Origin of the sequence: Cobetia sp. UCD-24C (assembly GCF_001306765.1) — a bacterium.
In the GTDB taxonomy this organism is placed as follows: domain Bacteria; phylum Pseudomonadota; class Gammaproteobacteria; order Pseudomonadales; family Halomonadaceae; genus Cobetia; species Cobetia amphilecti.
Genome location: NZ_LJTD01000006.1, coordinates 352096 through 358588 on the forward strand (window position 1 = coordinate 352096; position 6493 = coordinate 358588).

5 protein-coding genes are annotated in these 6493 nt (G+C 61.4%); 3 read left to right on the forward strand and 2 right to left on the reverse strand.

The window, feature by feature from the left end; translation table 11 throughout:
- Positions 1-29: 29 nt before the first annotated feature.
- Positions 30-782 (reverse strand): YggS family pyridoxal phosphate-dependent enzyme, encoded by a 753-nt coding sequence (locus tag AOG28_RS11315; protein ID WP_054556459.1) that lies wholly within the window; start codon positions 780-782, stop codon positions 30-32.
- A gap of 195 nt (positions 783-977) precedes the next feature.
- Here AOG28_RS11315 and AOG28_RS11320 point away from each other — a divergent pair, with 195 nt between their 5' ends.
- Together AOG28_RS11320 and AOG28_RS11325 are read left to right on the forward strand one after the other, a co-directional pair.
- Positions 978-2009 (forward strand): type IV pilus twitching motility protein PilT, encoded by a 1032-nt coding sequence (locus tag AOG28_RS11320; protein WP_043333445.1) that lies wholly within the window; start codon positions 978-980, stop codon positions 2007-2009.
- Positions 2010-2148: 139 nt separating this feature from the next.
- Entirely contained in the window at positions 2149-3303 is a 1155-nt protein-coding gene (locus AOG28_RS11325) for a PilT/PilU family type 4a pilus ATPase (RefSeq protein WP_043333447.1), read from the forward strand.
- A gap of 106 nt (positions 3304-3409) precedes the next feature.
- On the opposite strand, the gene AOG28_RS11330 is transcribed toward AOG28_RS11325, so the two are convergent.
- A complete protein-coding gene (locus tag AOG28_RS11330; RefSeq protein ID WP_054556460.1) occupies positions 3410-4558 on the reverse strand; it encodes an anhydro-N-acetylmuramic acid kinase in 1149 nt (382 codons plus the stop codon).
- A gap of 142 nt (positions 4559-4700) precedes the next feature.
- Here AOG28_RS11330 and tyrS point away from each other — a divergent pair, with 142 nt between their 5' ends.
- Entirely contained in the window at positions 4701-5909 is a 1209-nt protein-coding gene (gene tyrS / locus AOG28_RS11335) for a tyrosine--tRNA ligase (RefSeq protein WP_054556461.1), read from the forward strand.
- Positions 5910-6493 lie beyond the last annotated feature (584 nt).

Genomic DNA, 6493 nt, shown 5'->3' on the forward strand with positions numbered 1-6493 from the left:
CGAGAGCCTTGCATCAGCGAGCGTTGGACTCAGTGGACGTGGGAATAGTCACGTGCGCCGAAGATGACAGTGCCGAGGCGTACCAGTGTCGCACCTTCGGCGACGGCGGCCTCAAGATCCGCGCTCATGCCCATCGAGAGCGTATCGAGCCGGGCCTGCGGGTAGCTGGCGGCGGGGAAGCGCGCCTGCAGTTGTTCCAACAGCTCGCGCAGCTGGCGGAAGGGTGCGTGACGCTCGGCATCACTAGCATCGGCGGCGCAGGGGGCCGGAATCGCCATCAGGCCGCGCAGGCGCAGCCCGGGCAGCGCGATTACCGTCTCGGCCAGCGCCAGCAGTTCCTGCGGTGCCACGCCAGCCTTGGAGGCTTCGTCGGAGATATTGACCTGCAGGCAGACATCGAGCGCGCCAAGCTCATCGGGGCGCTGCTCGCTCAGGCGGCGTGCGATCTTCTCGCGTTCCACGGTATGCACCCAGGCGAAGTGCTCGGCAATGGCGCGCGTCTTGTTGGACTGGATGGGGCCGATGAAATGCCATTCGATATCGGTGAGGTCCGACAGCGCCTGCTGCTTGTCCAGCGCTTCCTGCAGATAGTTCTCGCCAAAGGCCCGCTGGCCGGATTGCCAGGCTGCGCGCACCAGCGTGGCGGGTTTGGTCTTACTGACGGCCAGCACTTGCGCCGAATCAGCGTTGCGTTTACTTGTCTGCAATGCCTTTTCCAGCCGCGCGCGGGCCTCTAGGATACACTGGGTAACACAAGCTTCGTCGTCGGGGACTGCGGTCATGCGGCTCGGCTCCAGAATTTGCGGAACAACCTGGCGATGGCTGGCACGGTATCAGGCGTGTCATCAATAGCATGAGCGTGACAGGCCTGGTGACATGGTGCCCATCGCACTATCTACTGAAGAGCCACTTCACACTTTCACCAGAGTACACAAGACTCGTTGGTACAAGAGCTTCGGTCTTCGCGAGGGAACTGCATGGATATTACCGAACTGCTGGCTTTTTCGGCAAAACAGAACGCGTCGGATCTTCACCTGTCCGCTGGTTTGCCACCGATGATTCGTGTCGACGGTGATGTGCGGCGCATCAATGTGCCGTCAATGGATGACAAGCAGGTGCGTGCGCTGATCTACGAGATCATGAACGACAAGCAGCGCCGTGACTTCGAGGAATTCCTCGAGACCGATTTCTCCTTCGAGGTGCCGGGCGTCTCGCGCTTTCGTGTCAACGCCTTCCATCAGGGGCGTGGTGCGGGGGCCGTCTTCCGTACCATCCCCTCGGAAGTGCTGACGATGGAGGATCTGGGGCTCGGTGAAGCCTTCCGCAAGATGTGCATGCTGCCGCGCGGCCTGATTCTTGTCACCGGGCCGACCGGCTCCGGTAAATCCACCACGCTGGCGGCGATGGTCGATTACATCAACGAGAACAAGTACGACCACATCCTCACCATCGAGGACCCGGTGGAATTCGTGCACCAGTCCAAGCGGTGTCTGGTCAACCAGCGTGAAGTACACCGTGATACCCACGGCTTCGCACCCGCGCTGCGTTCGGCGCTGCGTGAAGACCCGGATGTCATTCTGGTCGGCGAGCTGCGAGATCTCGAGACTATCCGCCTGGCGCTGACCGCGGCCGAGACGGGCCACCTGGTGTTCGGCACCCTGCACACCACCTCCGCGACCAAGACCGTCGACCGTATCATCGACGTCTTCCCCGGCGAGGAGAAGTCGATGGTGCGCTCGATGCTGTCCGAGTCCCTGCAGGGCGTCATCGCCCAGACACTGCTCAAGAAGATTGGCGGTGGTCGGGTGGCGGCTCACGAGATCATGATCGCGACGCCTGCCATTCGTAATCTGATCCGCGAGGACAAGGTGGCGCAGATGTATTCCTCCATCCAGACCGGTGGCGCCCTGGGCATGCAGACACTGGATGCAGCGCTGACGCGTCTGTTGGCGGAAGGGCTGGTGACCAATGAAGATGCTCAGGCGAAAGCCAAGGGCTTGTTGAGCTGAATTCGCCGGGAGTACCGACAATCACGTTGCAGGTAGGTGGGGCAGGGGCCGGAACACGTCAACTTTTCAGGTTCATGGGACGGCATTTCAGCGCGAGGCCTTGGGCGCGACTCTCAAGGCGCATATCGGGATACAACTCATGACTCCTCATGAATGGCTGCATGAACTTCTGCAGTTGATGGTCAGCAAGGGCAGCTCGGACCTGTTCATCTCCACAGGCACACCGCCGCAGATGAAGGTCAATGGCCGCATGGTGGCGCTGGGTGACAAGAAGCTGAGTGTCGATCAGGTGAGAGAGCTGGTGCTCGCACCGATGAGTGACATGCAGCGAGAGCGCTTCGAGGAAGAGCGCGAGGCCAACTTCGCGCATAGCTTGCCGGGAGTCGGGCGCTTCAGGATCAGCGCCTTCTACCAGCGTAGCCAGATGGGCATGGTGATTCGCCGCATCCAGCTGTCGATTCCCAGCCTGGAAGAGTTGCGGCTGCCGGAGATCATCAAGGGGCTTTCCGAGACCAAGCGTGGTCTGGTGATCTTCGTCGGCGGCACCGGCGCCGGCAAGTCGACCTCGCTGGCGGCGATGATCCAGCACCGCAACCAGACCTCGAGCGGGCATATCATCTGCATCGAAGACCCGATCGAGTATATCCACCCCCACCAGCGCTCCATTGTGACGCAGCGTGAAGTGGGGATCGATACCGAGTCCTTCGAGGTGGCACTGCGCAATACGCTGCGCCAGGCGCCGGACGTGATCATGATCGGCGAGATCCGCTCGCGTGAGACCATGGAGCACGCGCTGACCTTCGCCGAGACCGGTCACCTGTGTCTTGCGACGTTGCATGCCAACAATGCCAACCAGGCGCTGGACCGCATCATCCACTTCTTCCCGGAGGAACGTCATGAACAGGTGTGGATGGATCTGTCGCTGAACCTCAAGGGCATCGTGGCCCAGCAGCTGTTGCCTCACAAGAGTGGCAACACCACCCAGCGCGTGCCGGCCATTGAGGTGATGCTGCGTTCGCCGCTGATCGTCGACCTGATCCGCAAGGGCGCGGTGGTCGAGATCAAGGACGTCATGAAACGCTCGCAGCAGCAGGGCATGATGACCTTCGATCAATCGCTGTACGCCTTGCATCAGCAGGGCTTGATCACCGAGGAAGTGGCTTTGGCGCATGCTGATTCGGCCAATGACCTGCGCCTGATGATCAAGTTCGGTGATTCCGACAGCGCCCAGGAAGCCCAGCTGGATGTCCTGAATGCCGCCAGTCGCTTCTCGCTGCAAGGGGATGACGACTGAGGCGTGTCGGTGATGCCAGCTGTCGGTGTTACCAGCGCAGTGATTGGCCAATCAAGAGCCGCCCTTCTTCTGAGGAAAAGGGCGGCTTTTTCGTATTCGGTGAGGATCAGCGAGCGTAGAGGCCTCCCAGCACTCTCGGGCCGCTCGCGCCGGTCACGCTGGGCAGGTTGCCGGGGCGCTCCAGTACTCTGCGCGCCGCGAGCCAGGCAAAGGCGCTGGCTTCGAGCAGGTCTGCGTTCCAGCCCATGTCAGCGCAGGACACGAGGGGCGTCGCTTGCTCGCCTTGCGCCAGGCGCTGCTCCAGCTGCGTGAGCAGGGCGCCATTGCGTGCCCCGCCACCACAGGGAGTCAGCGCGGCCAGTGACACGCCGGTCTGCTCCAGTGCCTGCACGATGCTCTCGACAGTCAGGCTCAGGAGCGTGGCCTGCACGTCGGCCGGTGCCTCGTCGCCGGTCAGGTGCTGTGCCAACCAGTCGAGATGGAAGTCTTCGCGGCCAGTGCTCTTGGGAAGGGGGCGGCGAAAGTAATCGGCCGACAGCAAGCTCTTGAGCAAGTCAGGAATCACCTTGCCGCTGGCGGCCCATTGGCCGTCCTGATCCACCGCGGTGCCACGATGACGCGCATGCCAGGCATCCAGCAGGCAGTTGGCGGGGCCGGTGTCGAAGCCGATGACGTCAGCCGTGGAGTCCTGAGGGGGAAGTAGCGTCAGGTTGGCGATGCCGCCCAGGTTGAGCAGCCCATGCCATTGGTCTGGCTGACTGAAAAGAGCAGCGTGGAAGGCGGGCGCCAGCGGGGCCGCCTGACCGCCGGCGGCCAGGTCACGGCGCCGGAAGTCAGCGACGACGGGAATGCCGCACAGCTCGGCCAGCAGACTGGGGTTGTCGAGCTGCAGGGTGTAGGGCGTGTGGCATGGCCGGTCGCTGAAACCGTAGGGGCGATGCTCGATGGTCTGGCCATGGCTGCCAATCGCCGTGACATCGTCTGCACTCAGTTGCTGGCGGGTCAGCAAGCGCGTCACTGCGCTGGCGGCCAGTTCGGCCAACGCCTGCTCGGCGGCAGCGAGATCGGCGAAGCATGCCTCATCACAATGCATCAGCTGCCAGAGGCGAGTCCGCAGTGTTTCGGGCAGCGGCAGGTCGAGCCCATCAATGAAGCGAATCCGTTCGTGGTCTGGCGAGGAGGGGGTGATATCGAGCAAGGCGATATCGAGTCCGTCCAGGCTGGTGCCGGTCATCAAGCCAAGGTAGAGCGCCATGCGATGATCTCCCGATCCAGTGGGGGTGAAGCTTGTGAGCACGCCGCTCTGCGGCAGGGGGTGCATGCCATGCTCGTCATGCTAACATTCTCGGCCAACATGCCCCGTTACGAGGGGAGCAGCAACGGTCAGAGAGGGCAGGATGAGCGACAAGTCAGTAGTGGAAGCGCTGGAAATCATCAAGCGCGGTACCGATGAGGTGCTGGTCGAGGAAGAGCTGATCAAGAAGCTCGAGTCCGGGCGCAAGCTCAAGGTCAAGGCGGGCTTTGATCCGACGGCGCCGGACCTGCACCTCGGTCATACGGTGCTGATCAACAAGCTGCGCCAGCTGCAGGACCTCGGTCACGAGATCATCTTCCTGATCGGTGATTTCACCGGCCGCATCGGCGACCCCACCGGCAAGAGCGTGACGCGCAAGCCGCTGACCGAAGAGGACGTGAAGGCCAACGCCCTGACGTATCAGGAGCAGGTCTTCAAGATCCTCGACAAGGAGAAGACGCGCATCGCGTTCAACTCCGAATGGATCAACAAGCTCTCCGCGGGTGACATGATCGAGCTGGCGGCCTCCAGCACGGTCGCGCGCATGCTCGAGCGTGACGATTTCGACAAGCGCTATACCGGCAATCAGCCGATCTCCATCCACGAGTTTCTCTACCCGCTGATCCAGGGGTATGACTCCGTGGCACTGGAAGCGGACATCGAGCTTGGTGGCACCGACCAGAAGTTCAATCTGCTGATGGGGCGTGAGCTGCAGCGCCAGCGCGGCCAGGAGCCGCAGGTCGTGATCACCATGCCGATCCTCGAGGGCCTGGATGGCGTGCAGAAGATGTCCAAGTCGCTGGGCAACTACATCGGCATCAACGACCGCCCGGGCGAGATGTTCAACAAGATCGTCTCCATGCCGGATTCGCTGATGTGGCGTTACTTCGAGCTGCTGTCGCTGCGTCCTCTCGATGAAGTGAAGGCGCTGATGGCCAGCATCGACGACGGCGCCAACCCGCGTGATATCAAGATGGAGCTGGCACGCGAGCTGGTGGCACGCTTCCACGATGAAGAGGCGGCGGCGACGGCACATCTTTCCAGCGGCAATCAGCTGGCCGACGGCGAGTTGCCGGCGGACATGCCGGATGTCACCGTCAGCCTGGAAGGCGCCGAGGTGGCGCCGATCGCGGCGGTCATCAATCGCGCGGGCCTGGCCAACAACAGTGCCCAGGCCAAGGACATGCTCAAGAATGGCCGCGTGAAAGTGGATGGCGAAGTGGTCGAGCCTTCCTATATGGCACCTTTCGATACTGCCATCGTCATCCAGGCCGGCAAGAAGCGCTACGCACGAGTGACCGTGACGCGCTGAGGTATTGAGCGCTGGGGTGCTAAGAGGTGCTGTGAGAAGACGCTGGCGTATGTCGCCTCCCGTTCGGCCCCACCAGACATGGTGGGGCCGAACGCGTTTTGAGCGCCTGACATCATTGCGGCGAGATTCTCTCAAGAAAGCCCTTGCCCTCACGGCGGTTCGTGCGTAAAGTACGCATCCGCTGCCGGGGACGCATGGCGTTACCAGCGGTGAAAGAGGTTTGCAGGTGATTGTTTTACTTGATGTTTTTGAAGTCCGCTTCGAAATCATCGATTGACAATCCCGGGCGATTCGCTAGAATACGCCGCACTCCTTACGGRACAGGTGATCGAGCARCGCTCCTCACCGCTTGATGATGCTTAGAGGCAGTCGACTGACTCATCATCAAGTGCTTGACTTCTCAAGCGTTCCAAGTAGAATATGCCTCCTCGCTTCACAGCGACGCTCTTTAAAAATTTGATCAGGTAATTCGTGTGAGCGCTTGCCGATGAGTGGTGACAAGGTCACCAAATATCGGAGCAAGCCTCTCACGAGAAGTTTGACTCTGAACCAAGTTTGGTCTGCTTAACAGACTATCAAGCTTT